The sequence below is a fragment of the Anoxybacillus sp. LAT27 genome (genome assembly GCF_022030075.1).
GTDB classification, from domain to species: domain Bacteria; phylum Bacillota; class Bacilli; order Bacillales; family Anoxybacillaceae; genus Anoxybacillus; species Anoxybacillus kestanbolensis.
In genome coordinates this window covers 104766-121069 of the sequence record NZ_JAIWYK010000061.1, presented here as the reverse complement: position 1 = coordinate 121069, position 16304 = coordinate 104766, and the positions used below count along the sequence as shown (strand labels likewise).

Here is a 16304-nt window from a genome sequence, read left to right as displayed (position 1 = left end):
CCTCCTATTTACAAAAAATATGTTTTCCAATTCGTTTAATTTGTGGCCTACTCCAAATCCAACCGTTTGTCGCCGTATTTGGATTAAAATAATATAACGCTCCGCTTGACGGATCCCAGCCGTTTAACGCATCAAGTACCGCCTTGCGAGACGTTTCGTTTGGGGTGAGCCAAATTTGCCCGTCTGCAACAGCTGTAAACGCCCCCGGTTCAAAAATGACACCGGCGACTGTATTCGGAAACGAAGGGCTATTGATACGATTTAAAATGACTGCTGCAACAGCCACTTGGCCGATATATGGTTCACCGCGTGCTTCTCCGTGTACAGCATTGGCCATCAATTGTATATCATTTTGAGAAAACCCGTTTGGCACATTTACCGCAGCTGCTTTGACACGTTTTACGGCTGTTTGTTTAGAGTTGCTACGTGTATTTGTCGTTTTTTTCGCAGTTGTTTGATTTTTGGCTTTCGTTTGCCGTACTTTTACTTGTTTGCTTAGCGGAACGCCACCGTAATGAGTAAATGTATTTCCTTTTCGCAAATTGTTATGAACAAATGATTTGTAATATTTTGAAGCTCGCACTAATTTTTTCTTTGTCGTTTCTCCGGCTAAACCATCTACGGGCAATTTAAATTTGTATTGAAAGTTTCGTAACGCCCAATACGTCCGCCAACCAAATACTCCATCAATTTTCCCTCGATAAAAGCCGAGATATTGCAATCTCGCTTGTAGTTCGATGACATCGTCACCGACAGCTCCGCGCTGGATAACTTGTTTAGAAAACGCGTGCACTTGCGATGTATAACTGAACGAAAAGATTAAAAACAAACAAATGAACCATTTGCGCATTGTGACTCCTCCCTTGATGTGTAAACAATACCTTTTGACGATATTTTTTGTCACAATGACGTTTTTATACATAATAAAACATAATAAAAAGCCAAGCGTTACGCCTGGCTTGATGATTGAGGGATCTCTATCGACATTCCTCTTGCAAGTTTTACTTTTCGTAAAGCGAGCCACCATAAAAAAATCATAAATGGAAGCATGTAATAGATCCAGCGTTCTTGTGTCAATAAAATGTAGTCGTATATGCCGTGAAATAAAAATGGGAGAAGGAAAGACAACCATATATAATTTTTTTCTTTCTTCGGCAAACTAAATTTTGCTCTTCCTAAATAAAAACCCATAATGACGCCGAATAGCGCATGGCTCGATACAGGTAAAAGCGCGCGGGTTACTGCAAATTCAACGCCGTTGGCAAATAAATATAAAATGTTTTCAAGCGTAGCAAACCCGAGCGATACACTTACTCCATACACAATGCCATCATACGGTTCATTAAATTCCCGATGGTCATAAATGGCATAGTAAAACACAAACCATTTAAAAAATTCTTCCAATAAACCCGTTGATAAAAACGCTTCAACAAAATGGTTGGGCAACATATGCTCAACTTTTAAAACGTGTTGAATAAACATAAGTGGAAAAACTAAAAATGCACCGTATAAAAACATGCGTAAAACAAGTGATAACGGTTCGGTTTCGTATTCGTCCTTCAAATAAAAATAACTGAGCAACGCTAATCCGGGGGCAATCCCCGCAGAAATAATAGCCCACATAATTTCTTCCTCGTTCCCAATTCTTTTCTTTTCATTTTGATGGTATCATGTTATTGTCAAATTGAAAATGCTATGAGGTGTATTTTTCATATAACGGAAATGTTTTAGTGAGGGGGATTTACACATTGATTAAAATTGGGGTGCCGTTAACGCTTGAACTAAAATATAGCGAACATATGGAAAAGTATAAGTGTAAAGTGGCTGAAATAGAAGACGGGAAAATTTACATTGATTATCCAATTGATATGAGCACAAATCGTACAGCATTTTTGTTAGACGGAACGCAGCTAAAGGTCAGTTTTGTCGGAGAAGATGAAGCAGTGTATGCGTTTGAAGCGGAAGTGCTAGGTCGCACAAAACGAAACATTCCGTTGCTCATTTTATCATATCCTGGAGACAATCAACTTCTTCGTATTCAACGTCGTCAGTTCGTGCGTGTCGATGCGATTGTTGATGTAGCGATTCATCCGTTACAAGATGAGTTTGTCCCATTTACGACCGTCACAAGCGACATAAGTGCAGGTGGGGCAGCAATTGTATTACCCCATCACGAAACAGGGATAAAACATGGGATGACCATTGAAATTTGGCTTGTGCTACATATGCGTTCAGGAGATTATCATTATTTACATTTTCCTGCCCGTGTTGTGCGTATATTTGAGGAAAACGTCGTAAAAGCATCCTTGCAGTTTTTGGAAGTGAACGATGTTGATCGTCTCACATTAATTCGTTACAGTTTTGAAAAACAACTTGAACTAAGAAAAAAGGAGCAACTTGACGCATAAACGCGCACTCCTTCTCCCATAATAAGAATAAAATGGTGCGGAGGGAAAGAAGTGAAGCGCGTTGAACGTATGTTATGGAAATTAGCGATCATTCAATTTATTTTTTTACTCCTTGCTCAATTTATTGTTTCTCATTCATCGCTGGCTCCTTATATTGTAAAAGTCGTTCATTACGAAGGTGTCATAAAAAATTCTGAAACAAAAACGATTGAAACATTCGACCAAAGATAAGTGGTATGGTACAATATAAAAGGCAGGAGCGTTCCTGCTTTTTATATTGAAAACAAAATGTTTTACAGGAGGCATTATGGAAAAGAAAATTTCGATCGCGATTGACGGACCGGCGGCTGCTGGAAAAAGCACGGTCGCGAAACGATTAGCAGAAGCTTTATCTTATGTCTATATTGATACAGGAGCGATGTATCGCGCCTTAACATATTGCGCGCTTCAGCGCGGTGTAGATGTTCATAACGAAAAACAATTAATGAATGTACTTCATGATACATATATTGAATTAAAGCCGTCACCGAGTGGACAACTCGTATTTGCAAATGGTGAAAATGTAACCGAAGCCATTCGGACAAATGACGTCACAAACAACGTATCGTATGTGGCCAAACACCCATCTGTCCGCGAAGAAATGGTAAAACGCCAGCGGGAGTTAGGGCAACATGGCGGTGTCGTCATGGACGGCCGCGATATCGGTACGCACGTGTTGCCACATGCTGAAGTGAAAATTTTTTTACTTGCCTCTGTTGAAGAACGCGCGAAACGTCGGCATGAAGAAAACGTCTTAAGAGGCATTCCGTCTGACTTCGAGCAGCTGAAAGAAGAAATTGCTCGGCGTGATCAAATCGATTCTGAGCGTGCAGTTGCTCCGCTAAAAAAAGCAGAAGACGCGATTGAAATTGATACGACATCGTTATCGATCGATGAAGTGGTTGATCGCATTATGCGCATTGTTCGAGAAAGGGTGGAAGGGTAGTGAGTTTTTACACGTTTGCCCGTACAATTGTGAAACAAGTGCTGACTCCGCTTTACCGAATTGAAGTAAGCGGAGTGGAACATATTCCAAAAGAAGGTGCTGTCATTATTTGCGCCAATCACATTAGCAACCTAGATCCACCGATCGTCGGTATTACATGTCCGCGCCCTGTTCATTTTATGGCAAAAGAGGAACTGTTTCGCACACCGGTTGTAAAACAACTCGTTTCACGCCTTCATGCGTTTCCTGTTCGTCGTGGAATGGGGGATCGTGAAGCGCTTAGAACAGGCTTAGCTTTACTGAAGGAGAAAAAAGTACTTGGATTATTTCCTGAGGGAACACGAAGCAAAGACGGGAAATTAAAAAAAGGGTTAGCAGGAGCAGGTTTTTTTGCGTTGCGTAGCGAAGCGGTTGTTGTACCATGCGCTATTATCGGTCCTTATCGTGTTGGGAAAAAGTTAAAGGTCGTATACGGTGCGCCCATTGATTTTACGTCATGGCGGGAAAGAAGAGCGAGCGCCGATGAAGTAACGGCAGTTATTATGGAGCATATTCAACAACTTTTAAATGAACATCAATAGTTATGACTTGACAAAACGACTGTTTTAATACAGATTAGTAAAAAAGGAAGTTTTTTCTTCGTGTCGAATGGACGAGCATACTGATGTTCGCCCATTGAACATATATTTCTGTCGTTGAGCAGGTGTGGAGTGTAAGGAGGTATTCACTATGGAAGAGATGAATCAAGTCGATGTGCGTGTCTATGAAGTAGGTGACACAGTGAAAGGTCAAGTAACAAAAGTAGAAGACAAGCAAGTGCTTGTCGATGTCGAAGGAAGCAAGCTAGTTGGTATTATCCCAATTAGTGAGCTATCAAGCCTTCATATCGAGAAAGCGAGCGATGTACTATCAATTGGGGATACGGTCATCGCAAAAGTAAAAAAAGTAGAAGATGAAGCGCTTATTTTATCGAAAAAAGCTGCAGATGCAGAAAAAGCGTGGGAAGAGTTAGAGAGAAAACTCGCAAACGGTGACACGTTTGATGTAGTAGTGAAAGATATTGTAAAAGGTGGGCTTGTGGCGGATGTTGGTGTCCGTGCATTTATTCCAGCGTCCCTTGTTGAAAAAGATTTTGTTGAAGATTTTACAGACTACAAAGGACGTACATTAACGGTAAAAGTCGTTGAGCTTGACCGCGAAAAAAATCGCGTTGTCTTATCACATCGCGCAGTTGTAGAAGAAGAGGAGTCGTCCAAAAAGAAAGCTGCATTACAGTCGCTTCAAGTCGGTCAAGTGCTTGAAGGAACGGTAGTACGCATGGCCAACTTCGGTGTGTTCGTCAATATTGGCGACATTGATGGTCTTGTACATATTTCTCAACTTGCTCATACACGTGTAGATCATCCGTCAGACGTCGTAAAAGAAGGCGATATTGTAAAAGTGAAAGTGCTTGCAATTGATGAAGAAAGCGGACGCGTTTCTTTATCAATGAAAGCTGCGCTTCCAGCGCCTTGGGACGGCATTGAACAAAAAATAAAAGAAGGTGACGTACTCGAAGGCACAGTCAAACGTTTAGCTCCATTTGGAGCGTTTGTCGAAGTGTTCCCAGGCGTCGAAGGTCTTGTTCATATTTCTCACATTGCAACGAAACATATTGGTACGCCGCATGAAGTGTTGAAAGAAGGCGACGTCGTAAAAGTAAAAGTGCTTGCCGTAAACGAACAAGAGAAACGTTTGTCGTTAAGCATTCGTGAGTTGCTAGAAGATGACGTACAAGAAGACTATCGTGAATATACAACTTCAACAGAAACGACAGGATTTCAAATTGGCGAAGTGATTGGAGAGCAGTTAAAAAAATTAAAATAACATGGTGATCGCAGTGGAACGTGCAAAACGAAAATTACAACATATTGAATACGCGCTCGCAACAGGACAACGTCGCTTGCACGGATTTGAAGATGTGACATTTGTGCACAATAGCTTGCCGAATATATCCACTGCTCATATCGATTTGCAAACAAAAATCGGCGAACTTTCTTTACGTTCGCCGATTTTTATTAATGCGATGACGGGCGGTGGAGGTGCGGAGACGACAAAAATTAATGAACAGCTTGCTTATGTCGCAAATGAATATGGCTTAGCCATGGCCGTTGGTTCGCAGATGGCCGCTTTAAAAGATGAGCGAGAGCAACAGTCGTTTACCATTATTCGTCAAGTCAATAAGCATGGTATTGTATTCGCCAATTTAGGTAGCGAGGCAACGGTTGACGAGGCGAAACGTGCAATCGATATGATCGAGGCGAATGCGCTTCAAATTCATTTAAATGTCGTTCAAGAGTTAGTGATGCCTGAAGGAGATCGCAATTTTTGCGGGGCGCTTTCACGCATTGAACAAATTGTCTCTGCTGTTGATGTGCCTGTGATCGTAAAAGAAGTCGGATTTGGAATGAGCAAAGAGACGGCACGGAAGTTGGAAAGTGTAGGTGTATGTGCTGTTGATGTCGGAGGCTTTGGGGGCACAAATTTTGCGCAAATTGAGAATAAGCGACGTGAAAACCAACTTGATTACTTTAACGAATGGGGAATAACAACAACAGCATCGATTGCGGAAGTGGCGTCCGAAGTCCAGCGTATAAGCATTATCGGAAGCGGAGGAGTACAACATGCACTCGATGTGGCCAAATGTATTGCTCTTGGTGCTTCTGCGGTAGGCATGGCGGGCTATATGTTGCGTCTCTTGATTGAAAAAGGAGTGGACGCGCTTATGGCAGACATCAATCAGTTGCACGAAGATTTAACGGTTATTATGACCGCACTAGGTACTCGAACGATTTTTGACTTACAAAAAGTTCCTGTCGTCATTACAGGAAAAACGCATCATTGGTTGCACGAACGCGGCATCGACACGACGCGTTACAGCCAGCGCCCATGAAAAAAGGTGTCCCGAAAAAAGCGGGGCACCTTTTGTTGTGTAGATCGTTATTTTTCTGTTTTTGTGCTTCCTTTAAAATTTTTCGCTGGATCGCGATCAGATTCGACGCGACGCGACTGTTTCAACTTCTTTTCTTGACGATCTTTCCCCATCTTGATCCCTCCTTGCTTATTTTATTTTGCCCGCTCTCTTTTTTCACATACAGAGATTAAATTTTTAAAAATAAGACATAATGGAAAGTGGAGGTGTTATGGTGGAAGGAAGTTATTTTTATTGGCTTTCTTGGTTTTTATGGATTGTTTACACGTTTTTTGCTCCGAAAAACCGCACTCGTCTATTGATCTGTCTATATGTTTTATTGTTAATTACGCTATCTATTCATGAGATAACGGTGTATTCGTTCTCTGTTTCACTTGCTTACATTCTCATGCTCATTGTTAGTTATTTTTTTGTAATGAGGCAAAGGGGAAAAGCGTTCGTTTATTTTGCGTTCGCTAGTGCCAGTTTGACTATGTTGTATGCCGCATTTCATTTTTTATTGTTATTTGATCCGGTTTGGGTGTTTACTGAAGCAACATGGTTGCTGGCGTTAGCACTTTTATTTGCATCGTTTGCGTTATATCGGTCATTTTATGATCGCTTACTTGTGTTAACGGTTGGTTGTTGTCAAGGTGATTTCTTATACGCATTTGTGTTAAAGCAATTTTCCTTTCCCCATTTGATCGGTTCTCTTTCTTTTTTAGATGGATGGGCGTTAGCGAGCGCTTGTTTATTTGGATGGCAATGGCTTGAACAGTTACCGATATACATTGATGCACGATTTCAAAGACGAGCAAGGGAGGTTAAGACGTGAACGAATATACGTACCCGATTTTATTTGGCGTAACGGTCGGTGTGTTAACGCGTCTATATTTATTAAAAACGGACTATCGTCAATATCCGACGTATTTGCATGGGAAAATTATTCATATTGCACTTGGTTTTATCGCTGCTGGACTTGGAACGATTGCGGTACCCGCCATTATGGAGAAAGAGTTTGCAGCTATTACATTTTTAGCATTGGCTGCTTCGCAGTTTCGTGATGTGCGCAATATGGAACGAAATACGTTAAATGAGCTTGACCAATACGAGCTTGTCCCGCGTGGCAAGACGTATATCGAAGGAATTGCGATCGTTTTTGAAGGGAGAAACTATTTAGTTATTTTTGCGTCATTTTTAAGCACGTTTGCTTATTTAGTTTGGAATATATGGCTTGGAATTGTTGCGGCAGCCATTTCATTTATTTTTGCTCGCAAATTCATGTCCGGCAGTCGGCTTGGTGATATTGTCGAAGTGGAATATGTAAAACCACATTTTAAAGGGGCGGGGTTGTATGTTGATAATATTTACATCATGAATATCGGGTTAGAAGCACGTCGCGAAGAAATTTTACGGTATGGCATGGGCTTTATTTTAAAGCCGAAAAACTTTAACGCTCGCTCTACGATCGCAAATCTTGGTCAACGCCAAGCAATTTTACATGATATTTCAACAGCATTAGGCGTATATCGCGACTCGGGCACGCCAGCGCTTGTGCCGCTTGCGAAGCGTGATTTAGATGATGGTCGAGTTGGCATTTTTATTTTACCGCAAGAAAAAGATATCGAAAAAGCAAAAGCGATCATTCGTAACGTACCGACGTTAGAAAATGCGATTCGCATGCCGACGAAGTCTGAAACGAATCAAGCAGGGAAGGTGTTAAAATGACCGTAGAAAAAATGATTTTAGCTGTCATTACGACGTCACCACATAAAGTGGCGGGCGGGGTGACGTTCGTTTGTGAAACCGATGAAGAAATGCAGCGCATCGCAGCCAATCTAGAGGCGATTTTAGATGGCATTGCTCATGCATTAAGCGATGATTTGCTCATTATTGTGAAACATTGATTTTTTTGATAAAATGGGAAAGCTAGCCCCTTCAGTGGAAGGGCTTCTTTTTTGTTCGGGTTTCGAATTTTAGTGAAGGAGTGTGAGAATATGTCGAAACCGGTTGTAGCGATCGTTGGTCGCCCAAATGTCGGGAAGTCAACGATTTTTAATCGCATTGTCGGAGAACGTATTTCCATTGTAGAAGATGTACCAGGAGTAACGCGCGATCGAATTTATAGTAGTGCGGAGTGGTTAAATACAACGTTTAACATTATTGATACAGGTGGGATTGATATTGGCGATGAACCGTTATTAACACAAATTCGTCAACAGGCAGAAATTGCGATCGACGAAGCCGACGTCATCATTTTTATGACAAACGGTCGAGATGGCGTCACAGCAGCAGACGAAGAAGTAGCGAAAATTTTATATCGTTCTAACAAACCGGTCGTTCTAGCCGTAAACAAAATTGACAATCCAGACATGCGTGAAAACATTTATGACTTTTATACGCTCGGATTCGGAGAGCCGATTCCGATTTCTGGCACGCACGGACTAGGCATCGGAGATTTGCTCGATGCGGTCGTTGCTCATTTTCCTAAGCGTGAAACGAAAGAATACGATGCGGATGTTATAAAGTTTTGTTTAATCGGTCGTCCGAACGTTGGAAAATCATCACTTGTTAACGCTATTTTAGGGGAAGAACGGGTCATTGTGAGCGATATCGCAGGAACGACGCGCGATGCGATCGATACGACGTTTAAGAGAGATGGACAAGAATATGTCATTATTGATACAGCAGGGATGCGCAAAAGAGGAAAAGTGTATGAAAGCACCGAAAAATATAGTGTATTGCGAGCGCTAAAAGCGATCGAGCGTTCCGATGTGGTGCTTGTCGTCATTAACGCTGAAGAAGGGATTATTGAGCAAGATAAAAAAATCGCTGGGTATGCGCATGAAGCTGGCCGTGGTGTCGTGATCGTTGTGAACAAGTGGGATGCGATCGAAAAAGACGAAAAGACGATGAATGAGTTTGAGAAAAATATTCGTGACCATTTTCAATTTCTTGATTATGCCCCGATTGTATTCGTTTCTGCAAAAACGAAACAACGGTTGCATAAGTTGCTTCCTGTTATTCAAATGGTAAGCGAAAATCATGCGATGCGTGTCCAAACAAATGTATTAAATGAAGTGCTTATGGATGCGATTGCGATGAATCCGACACCGACACATAATGGTCAACGATTAAAAATTTACTATATGACGCAAGTTGCAGTAAAACCACCGACGTTCGTTGTATTTGTCAACGATCCTGAACTCATGCATTTTTCGTATGAGCGCTTTTTAGAAAACCGTATTCGTGATACGTTCGGATTTGAAGGAACACCGATCAAAATCATTGCACGCCCACGAAATTAAGGGGGGGATAACATGGTTACTGTATTAGGTGCAGGTAGTTGGGGCACAGCTTTAGCGATCGTTCTTGCTGATAATGGACATGACGTTCGGCTTTGGGGTCAGCGCCAAGAACAAATCGACGAAATTAACGAAAAACATACGAATGAAAAATATTTACCAAACATTCATCTTCCTGAGGCGATTGTTGGTTATACCGATCTTGCCCAAGCGCTTGAAGGGATTGAAACGGTTGTATTAGCTGTTCCGACAAAAGCGATTCGTGAAGTGTTGCAGTGCGTTCGTCCGTGCTTGAAACAGCCCATTACGATCGTTTCGGTTAGCAAAGGTATTGAGCCAGACACAAATAGGCGCATTTCAGAAATTATCGAAGAAGAAATGGGCGAACATTTGCAAGATGTCGTCGTTTTATCGGGCCCAAGTCATGCCGAGGAAGTCAGTTTACGTCATCCAACAACGGTGACGGTGTCATCGAAAAATATGGAGGCGGCTGAACGCATTCAAGATTTATTTATGAATCATCAATATTTCCGCGTATATACAAACCCAGATTTAATTGGTGTAGAAATTGGTGGGGCGTTAAAAAACATTATTGCGCTAGCTGCTGGCATTACGGATGGGCTTGGTTATGGGGATAATGCCAAAGCGGCGCTCATGACGCGCGGGCTTGCGGAAATGGCTCGTCTCGGTAGCCGTCTCGGTGCCAATCCGCTAACATTTGCAGGATTGACGGGGATCGGTGATTTAATTGTGACGTGCACAAGCGTTCATTCGCGCAACTGGCGTGCGGGCAATTTGCTTGGCAAAGGATATGCGCTTGATGACGTGCTAGCGAATATGGGAATGGTTGTCGAAGGGGTGCGAACGACTAAAGCTGCCTATCAGTTAGCGAAAAAAATGAACGTCGATATGCCAATTACAAATGCGCTTTACGATGTGTTGTTTAACGGAAAAGATGTAAAAAGTGCAGTAGATTCGTTGATGGCGCGTGGAAAAACGTCAGAACTTGAAGATTTGGCAAACATTTCGCTATAATTTTCTTTGAAATAGGCATGTGAAGAGCGCTTTGTTATAGATATTGCATACAATGCTATGAAAACATTCTCAGACTTGAATGGATGGTGCATGTTTAGTCATCGTCTGAAGTAAAGACGCCCCGCTTTACTTCAGCTTTTTTATGTAACGACGGGATCAAAGAAAGAGAGGGAGAGCGATGTCACCAGGTCTTTTAAAAATGTGGATTTCATTAACAGGAATCGGGTTAATGTTTGTTGCCGTATTTTCGATTTATTTTAGTCGATATAAGGTAAAAAACAAGATTATCAAAATCATTTTAGCGACGATTGCATACATAAGTATGATCATCGCTGGCCTCATTATCGTATTTGTCGTATTTAGCGGGCCGGTGCAAGAATAAAAGGATGGATGAAAGATGAAAAAGTGGCTATATTCTATGATGATTGCTATTTTATCGGTCTTATTATCTGGATGTTTATATCCGCAAGAACGATTAGCACAAAACGAAATCCCGTATAAAGAACAAGTTGATCGTGTGCAACAAGCTGTAAATGAGTATCGACAGGCAACAGGTGGATTACTACCAATTAAAACACGTGATATGTCTACACCCATTTATCAAAAATATCCGATTGATTTCAATTTGCTTGTGCCGCGATATATGGCTGAACCGCCAGGAAACGCATTTGAAAGCGGCGGGGTGTATCAATATGTTCTTGTTGATGTAGAAACAAATCCGACAGTAAAATTACTAGACTTAAGAGCGGCAGAAGCGATTCGCGATTTAAAATTGCGCATTCGTATGTATCAAGACGCTCATGGTTACCCGCCATTTAAAGAGATGTTAGCGAAAGGGGTATTTACGCTCGATTACAAAAAACTTCGTTTAGATGCACCTCCTCATGTCGTCAGCCCATATTCAGGAAAAAATCTTCCGCTCATTATTGACGGCAAAGGAGAAATTTATATCGACTACCGCATGGATTTGTACGAAAAACTGCAGACAGAGGCGCATAACTATCGATACGGGGACGATATTCGCGATTTGCTTGTCAAGCATTCGCTTTTCGTGCCTGCATATTCCCTTCCTTATACGATTGATGAAAAGAAAAAAGAGCCAATTTTTCTTGTGAAATAAGTCATGATCCCTTCTCTAAATAAATACATTTTAGAGAAGGGATTTTTTTAGTCATAAACAAATAGGACAACAACATATGCATATAATGTCCTCATATGTTTTAAATATAAGGGAGGGAAGGCAGTTGGAAAAGGTCGATCTTTTTAAAGATATTGCTGAACGAACAGGCGGAGATATTTATTTAGGAGTTGTCGGTGCTGTTCGAACAGGAAAATCGACATTTATTAAAAAGTTTATGGAACTTGTTGTTATTCCGAATATTCAAAACGAAGCAGATAAAGCTCGGGCGCAAGACGAACTGCCACAAAGTGCAGCGGGAAAAACGATTATGACGACAGAACCGAAATTTGTTCCAAACCAAGCGGTGAAAGTAAAAGTAGACGATGGACTTGAAGTAAACATTCGTCTTGTCGATTGTGTCGGTTATACTGTACAAGGCGCAAAAGGGTTTGAAGATGAAAATGGACCACGCATGATTCATACACCATGGTATGAAGAACCAATTCCGTTTCAAGAAGCGGCAGAAATCGGTACGCGAAAAGTTATTCAAGAACATTCGACGATTGGTGTTGTCATTACAACGGATGGCTCAATTGGAGAAATTCCGCGCGAAAATTATGTCGAAGCGGAAGAACGTGTCGTCAACGAATTAAAAGAAGTTGGTAAGCCGTTTATTATGATTATCAATACAGTACGTCCACAACATCCAGAAACAGAAACGCTAAAACAGCAATTAAGCGAAAAATACGACATTCCAGTGCTAGCCTTGAGTGTGGAAGGAATGCGGGAAGCCGATGTGTATCAAGTGCTCCGTGAAGCATTATATGAATTTCCAGTATTAGAGGTGAACGTCAATTTACCAAACTGGGTCATGGTATTGCGCGAAAACCATTGGTTGCGTGAGAGCTATCAAGATGCGGTGCGTGATACTGTGAAAGATATTAAGCGATTGCGCGATGTCGACCGCGTTGTGCAGCAATTTAGCGAATATGACTTCATTGACGAAGCACGTTTAGCTGGCATTGAAATGGGGCAAGGCATTGCCGAAATTGATTTATATGCTCCAGATGAGTTGTACGATCAAATTTTAAAAGAAGTTGTCGGCGTTGAAATTCGCGGGAAAGATCATTTGTTGCAATTAATGCAAGATTTTGCTTATGCGAAAGCGGAATACGATCAAATTGCCGATGCGCTTCGCATGGTGAAACAAACAGGTTATGGCATTGCTGCTCCGTCGCTTTCTGATATGAGCTTAGATGAACCAGAAATTATTCGTCAAGGATCTCGCTTTGGCGTGCGACTAAAAGCTGTGGCACCGTCCATTCATATGATTAAAGTGGATGTGGAATCGGAATTTGCACCGATTATCGGAACAGAAAAACAAAGCGAAGAGCTCGTCCGTTACTTAATGCAAGATTTTGAGGACGATCCGCTTTCCATTTGGAACTCTGATATTTTCGGTCGCTCGCTCAGCTCCATTGTTCGCGAGGGCATTCAAGCGAAACTAGCACTTATGCCTGAAAATGCCCGCTATAAATTAAAAGAAACGTTAGAGCGCATCATTAACGAAGGCTCCGGTGGACTAATCGCGATCATTTTATAAAAAGACTCCATTTGGGGTCTTTTTTGCTTTGAAACAAAAATTTTCTCTTGCAGTAAAAAAGCGCGATATGATAATCTTTATTCAGAAAATGTTAGGTTCGTTGGAGAATAATAGGCAAATTGCATGATTTTACTCGAAAAATGTTGAATTATGAGCAAGAATCAGTTAATATAAGGCATGTTAATGTATAGAAACAATAGAAAGTGTAAACAACTGAAAGTAATGTATGATACATATGCTTTGGGAGGAGGTGAATGGCATGAACAAAACGGAATTAATCAACGCGGTAGCTGAAGCAAGCGGCCTTTCTAAAAAAGATGCATCTAAAGCGGTTGATGCTGTTTTTGACGCAATTACAGAAGCGCTTAAAAACGGCGATAAAGTGCAATTAATCGGTTTTGGTAACTTCGAAGTACGTGAGCGTGCGGCGCGCAAAGGACGCAACCCGCAAACAGGAGAAGAAATCGAGATTGCTGCAAGCAAAGTTCCTGCTTTCAAACCTGGGAAAGCGTTAAAAGATGCTGTAAAGTAAGAAATTACATACAGCCAAAAGAGGTAGCCGGTTGCGAGCTGCCTCTTCTTTTTTGCCTTTTTTCATCTTTATGTGCTAGAATCGGATTACGTGAAGTTGAATGCTAGGAGGATGCAACAAATGAATGTACAACAAATTGAACAAGCGGTTCGCTTAATTTTAGAAGCGATTGGCGAAGATCCAAATCGTGAAGGGTTGCTCGATACACCGAAGCGGGTAGCAAAAATGTATGCGGAAGTGTTTTCTGGTTTAACCGAAGATCCGAAAGTGCACTTGCAAACGGTATTTAGTGAAGACCATGAAGAACTTGTCCTCGTCAAAGACATTCCGTTTTACTCGATGTGTGAACATCATCTCGTTCCGTTTTTTGGTGTGGCCCACGTCGCATACATTCCACGTGGCGGAAAAGTAACGGGATTGAGCAAACTAGCACGAACGGTTGAAACTGTTGCGCGACGACCGCAATTACAAGAACGAATTACAGCAACGGTAGCCGATGCCATTATGGAGACACTCGAACCGCATGGGGTGATGGTTGTTGTGGAGGCTGAACATATGTGTATGACGATGCGTGGTGTGAAAAAGCCAGGAGCGAAAACAGTTACAACTGCGGTACGTGGAACGTTTGCAACAGATGACAAAGCTCGTGCCGAAATATTAGCGCTGATTAAATAGGAGGGATTGTATGATGCAAGGTGATTATGTGGTGATTAAAGCGTTAGAAGACGGAGTGAATGTCATCGGGTTAACGCGTGGTTCAGATACGCGCTTCCATCATTCTGAAAAGCTTGATCAAGGGGAAGTGCTCATTGCGCAATTTACAGAGCATACATCAGCGATTAAAGTGCGCGGAAAAGCACTTATTCAAACGCAACATGGCGAAATCCAATCTGATGCGAAAAATCATCGTTAACGTGAAGAAGGTTTATGATATAATAAAGTTTGAGTTTTTGGGAAGCAAGGGTGATGAGTCATGGATATGCAACAGCAAATCGAACAAGTACGAACGCGCATTCAACGGGCAATCGCCCATTCGTATGTAGATCGCTATATACAACCACGCATGATCGATGAGGATCGTATATCGTTTGCTCTTTCTATGTTACGTTCGGCTCAAGTGGAAGAAAACATCGCGCTCGATTATGTGTTTGCTATGATGTTAATTCAACTCGCCCTTGACACCCATGATGAAGTAGATGAGCAACAAATTTCACAACAAAAGCAGTTGACTGTACTTGCGGGAGATTTATATAGCGGATTGTACTACGACTTTTTAGCGCAACGACACGACATTTCACTCATTCGTCGTTTTGCCGAAGCGATTAAAGAGATCAATATACAAAAAATTCGCCTGCAGAAATTGTCGTCGAATGATCTTGAGCGTTTTCATTGCATCGCTGTCATTGAATCTGCGTTGCTTCGGCAGCTTGCAGAACATGTTCATGCTCATGAGTGGGGGGAAGTGGCGTATTACTTATTTGCGCTAAAACGTGTTTATCGTGAGAGAGCGAAGTTGGAGGCCTTGAATTACATCGATCACTGCAAGCGAAAATTACAAGATCTTCTCCCGTTTCATGTACACAAAGAAGTAAAAGAGCAATTCTCTCATCTCCTCGTTTGATTTCAGTTGAAAGAAGGGGATTTTATGCAACAATCGAAGGAAGAACGTGTGCATCGCGTGTTCGAAAAAATTTCTGATCATTACGATCGGATGAACTCAGTTATTAGCTTTAAACGTCATGTCGCATGGCGGAAAGATACGATGAAACGAATGAACGTACAAAAAGGAACGAAAGCGCTCGATGTATGTTGTGGAACGGCAGATTGGACGATCGCGTTAGCCGAAGCCGTTGGACCTAACGGTGAAGTGTATGGTCTCGATTTTAGTCGTAATATGCTAAAGGTCGGGGAGGAAAAAGTAAAAGAACGCGGTTTTCAGCACGTGACACTCGTACATGGCAACGCGATGAGCTTGCCGTTCCCTGATAACACGTTCGATTATGTCACAATCGGTTTCGGATTGCGAAACGTTCCTGATTATATGACAGTGTTAAAAGAAATGTATCGCGTCGTAAAACCAGGCGGAAAAGTTGTTTGTTTAGAAACATCACAACCGACGCTTATCGGTTTTCGACAGCTGTACTATGCGTATTTTCGTTATATCATGCCTTTTTTTGGGAAAATTTTCGCGAAAAGTTACGAAGAATACTCGTGGTTACAAGAGTCAGCACGTGAATTTCCAGGAATGGACGAGCTAGCGGATATGTTTCGGCAGGCTGGTTTTGTAAACGTACAAGTGAAACCGTATACGTTTGGAGTGGCAGCGATGCATCTCGGACATAAACCTGATGGACGTTAAGGTGAAT

22 protein-coding genes are annotated in these 16304 nt (G+C 41.8%); 19 read left to right on the top strand and 3 right to left on the bottom strand.

Annotation, left to right across the window (positions count from 1 at the left end; all coding sequences use genetic code 11):
* Positions 1-4: 4 nt before the first annotated feature.
* Both sleB and prsW read right to left on the bottom strand, forming a co-directional pair.
* Positions 5-850 (bottom strand): spore cortex-lytic enzyme, encoded by an 846-nt coding sequence (gene sleB, locus LD028_RS03160; RefSeq protein ID WP_237810912.1) that lies wholly within the window; start codon positions 848-850, stop codon positions 5-7.
* Positions 851-948: 98 nt separating this feature from the next.
* Positions 949-1623: a glutamic-type intramembrane protease PrsW gene (gene prsW, locus LD028_RS03155; protein WP_004889807.1), complete on the bottom strand. Its 675-nt coding sequence runs from the start codon at positions 1621-1623 to the stop codon at positions 949-951.
* Positions 1624-1748: 125 nt separating this feature from the next.
* On the opposite strand from prsW, the gene LD028_RS03150 reads away from it, so the two are divergent.
* The 6 genes from LD028_RS03150 (at position 1749) to fni (ending at position 6325) form a co-directional block, all read left to right on the top strand.
* On the top strand, positions 1749-2408 hold the full coding sequence (locus tag LD028_RS03150) for a flagellar brake protein (protein ID WP_237810911.1): 660 nt from the start codon (positions 1749-1751) through the stop codon (positions 2406-2408).
* 51 nt (positions 2409-2459) lie between these two features.
* The gene (locus LD028_RS03145) at positions 2460-2639 is read left to right on the top strand and encodes a YpfB family protein (protein ID WP_006319402.1); all 180 of its coding nucleotides are present in this window, start codon (positions 2460-2462) and stop codon (positions 2637-2639) included.
* A gap of 76 nt (positions 2640-2715) precedes the next feature.
* Positions 2716-3393, top strand: a complete 678-nt coding sequence (gene cmk / locus LD028_RS03140; protein WP_077428624.1) for a (d)CMP kinase — start codon at positions 2716-2718, stop codon at positions 3391-3393.
* Positions 3393-3974: a lysophospholipid acyltransferase family protein gene (locus LD028_RS03135; protein WP_237810910.1), complete on the top strand. Its 582-nt coding sequence runs from the start codon at positions 3393-3395 to the stop codon at positions 3972-3974. Before cmk ends, LD028_RS03135 begins: the two co-directional genes overlap by 1 nt.
* Positions 3975-4122: 148 nt before the next feature.
* Positions 4123-5259 carry a 30S ribosomal protein S1 gene (gene rpsA, locus LD028_RS03130; protein ID WP_237810909.1) on the top strand — a complete coding sequence of 379 codons (1137 nt, stop codon included), beginning with the start codon at positions 4123-4125 and terminating at the stop codon, positions 5257-5259.
* Positions 5260-5272: 13 nt separating this feature from the next.
* Positions 5273-6325 carry a type 2 isopentenyl-diphosphate Delta-isomerase gene (gene fni / locus LD028_RS03125; protein WP_237810949.1) on the top strand — a complete coding sequence of 351 codons (1053 nt, stop codon included), beginning with the start codon at positions 5273-5275 and terminating at the stop codon, positions 6323-6325.
* A 47-nt stretch (positions 6326-6372) separates the two neighbouring features.
* Here the strand turns inward: fni and LD028_RS03120 are convergent, their stop codons facing one another.
* Positions 6373-6477 (bottom strand): YpzI family protein, encoded by a 105-nt coding sequence (locus LD028_RS03120; protein WP_091700416.1) that lies wholly within the window; start codon positions 6475-6477, stop codon positions 6373-6375.
* Positions 6478-6578: 101 nt separating this feature from the next.
* Here LD028_RS03120 and LD028_RS03115 point away from each other — a divergent pair, with 101 nt between their 5' ends.
* From LD028_RS03115 to LD028_RS03055, 13 genes are all read left to right on the top strand, one after another.
* A complete protein-coding gene (locus LD028_RS03115) occupies positions 6579-7178 on the top strand; it encodes a YphA family membrane protein (protein ID WP_432264437.1) in 600 nt (199 codons plus the stop codon).
* Positions 7175-8071 carry a YIEGIA family protein gene (locus LD028_RS03110; RefSeq protein ID WP_237810906.1) on the top strand — a complete coding sequence of 299 codons (897 nt, stop codon included), beginning with the start codon at positions 7175-7177 and terminating at the stop codon, positions 8069-8071. Before LD028_RS03115 ends, LD028_RS03110 begins: the two co-directional genes overlap by 4 nt.
* Complete coding sequence (locus LD028_RS03105) at positions 8068-8250, top strand: capping complex subunit for YIEGIA (RefSeq protein WP_004889819.1); 183 nt, start codon at positions 8068-8070, stop codon at positions 8248-8250. The genes LD028_RS03110 and LD028_RS03105 overlap by 4 nt, the downstream gene beginning before the upstream one ends.
* Before the next feature lie 90 nt (positions 8251-8340).
* Positions 8341-9651 (top strand): ribosome biogenesis GTPase Der, encoded by a 1311-nt coding sequence (der, locus tag LD028_RS03100; protein ID WP_006319424.1) that lies wholly within the window; start codon positions 8341-8343, stop codon positions 9649-9651.
* Between the two features lie 12 nt (positions 9652-9663).
* Positions 9664-10683, top strand: a complete 1020-nt coding sequence (locus tag LD028_RS03095; protein ID WP_237810905.1) for an NAD(P)H-dependent glycerol-3-phosphate dehydrogenase — start codon at positions 9664-9666, stop codon at positions 10681-10683.
* 178 nt (positions 10684-10861) lie between these two features.
* Entirely contained in the window at positions 10862-11065 is a 204-nt protein-coding gene (locus tag LD028_RS03090) for a DUF2768 domain-containing protein (protein ID WP_004889822.1), read from the top strand.
* 15 nt (positions 11066-11080) lie between these two features.
* The gene (locus tag LD028_RS03085; protein WP_237810904.1) at positions 11081-11803 is read left to right on the top strand and encodes a hypothetical protein; all 723 of its coding nucleotides are present in this window, start codon (positions 11081-11083) and stop codon (positions 11801-11803) included.
* Between the two features lie 124 nt (positions 11804-11927).
* Complete coding sequence (spoIVA, locus tag LD028_RS03080) at positions 11928-13406, top strand: stage IV sporulation protein A (protein ID WP_006319427.1); 1479 nt, start codon at positions 11928-11930, stop codon at positions 13404-13406.
* 259 nt (positions 13407-13665) lie between these two features.
* On the top strand, positions 13666-13938 hold the full coding sequence (locus LD028_RS03075) for an HU family DNA-binding protein (RefSeq protein ID WP_003394524.1): 273 nt from the start codon (positions 13666-13668) through the stop codon (positions 13936-13938).
* A gap of 111 nt (positions 13939-14049) precedes the next feature.
* Positions 14050-14613 (top strand): GTP cyclohydrolase I FolE, encoded by a 564-nt coding sequence (folE, locus tag LD028_RS03070; RefSeq protein ID WP_237810903.1) that lies wholly within the window; start codon positions 14050-14052, stop codon positions 14611-14613.
* Between the two features lie 10 nt (positions 14614-14623).
* Positions 14624-14851, top strand: a complete 228-nt coding sequence (gene mtrB / locus LD028_RS03065) for a trp RNA-binding attenuation protein MtrB (RefSeq protein WP_004889838.1) — start codon at positions 14624-14626, stop codon at positions 14849-14851.
* Between the two features lie 60 nt (positions 14852-14911).
* Positions 14912-15559 (top strand): heptaprenyl diphosphate synthase component 1, encoded by a 648-nt coding sequence (locus tag LD028_RS03060; RefSeq protein ID WP_237810902.1) that lies wholly within the window; start codon positions 14912-14914, stop codon positions 15557-15559.
* 24 nt (positions 15560-15583) lie between these two features.
* Entirely contained in the window at positions 15584-16297 is a 714-nt protein-coding gene (locus LD028_RS03055) for a demethylmenaquinone methyltransferase (RefSeq protein WP_077428615.1), read from the top strand.
* The last annotated feature ends 7 nt before the right edge of the window (positions 16298-16304 follow it).